The 1,242-nt window shown below is 53.8% G+C and carries 1 protein-coding gene; it reads left to right on the forward strand.

The window, feature by feature from the left end:
• The first annotated feature begins 150 nt into the window (after positions 1-150).
• Positions 151-1,122: a Kelch repeat-containing protein gene (locus tag FH603_RS28105; RefSeq protein ID WP_186742678.1), complete on the forward strand. Its 972-nt coding sequence runs from the start codon at positions 151-153 to the stop codon at positions 1,120-1,122.
• The last annotated feature ends 120 nt before the right edge of the window (positions 1,123-1,242 follow it).

Consider the following 1,242-nt stretch of genomic DNA (forward strand, 5'->3'; position numbering starts at 1 on the left):
TGGAGTTTCACGGTGGCTACGGCTGAAGATAAACTCAAACGATGGTATGAGCAGGTCAATCCTATGAATAAATCAGATTATTCTAATAATTAAATTGGACAAGTACTAGTGGCAACTGTCGTCCGTTTCCTTTCACCGATTTATTCCACTATGATCAACGTCAAACATCCGCTTCTCTGCTGCCTTGGCCTGCTCGGAAGTCTGACCGCTGCGGCCCAGACCTGGCAACCCGTTACGGTCCAGAACACCTGCGCCACGCGCCACGAAAACGCAACTACCCTCATCGGCGATAGTCTGTATGCCGTAGGCGGGCGCGGCATGAAACCACTGGAAGCGCTGAACCTGAAGACGCTGGTCTGGCAATCGCATCCCACACCACCCGTGGAGATGAACCACTTTCAGGCCATTACCTATCAGGGTGAACTGTATGTGATGGGTGCGTTTCAGGGGAAGTACCCGCACGAGACGCCCATTTCCAACATATACATCTATAACCCTAAACAGGGCAAATGGCGCGTAGGGCCGGAGATACCCAAAGAACGGCTTCGGGGCTCGGCGGGCGTGGTCGTCTATAACAACAAAATCTATATGGCCTGTGGCATCACCGATGGCCATTACGATGGGCATGTGGCCTGGTTCGATGAGTATGACCCGAAAACAAACACCTGGAAACGACTTCCCGATGCACCCCGCACCCGCGACCATATCACGGCAGCCGTGGTAGACGATAAGCTGTACCTGGCCGGTGGCCGCAATTCAACGGCCCGCATCAACAAAGTGCTCGAAACGACGATTGCCGAAGTCGACATGTATGACTTCAAGACCGGTCGGTGGCAAACGCTGCCCGCTACATCCAACATCCCAACCCAGCGGGCGGGTGCTACGGCGGTTACCCAGGGTGGCAAGGTGTGGATCATTGGGGGCGAAACGGTGCAGCTGCTGGCCCACAACGAAGCCGAAGCGCTGGACCCGAAAACAAACACCTGGACCGCCGGTCCGAGGCTACAGCAGGGGCGGCATGGTACGCAGGCCATTGTACACGATGGGAAAATCTACATCGTAGCGGGCTCGGCCAATCACGGTGGTGGGCCAGAGATCAACACGGTGGAGGTACTGAAATAAAGAATTTGTTTAAGAGTATGTTTGGGACTATTATTTGGCCAGCCTATTGAGCAGGATTGAAATAAAGCCAATTCGTAGCATAGCCTCCGAACTTTCTATGGTTTTGTCTACGTCTCGGAA

Source organism: Spirosoma utsteinense (assembly GCF_014282275.1).
GTDB classification, from domain to species: Bacteria; Bacteroidota; Bacteroidia; order Cytophagales; family Spirosomataceae; genus Spirosoma; species Spirosoma utsteinense.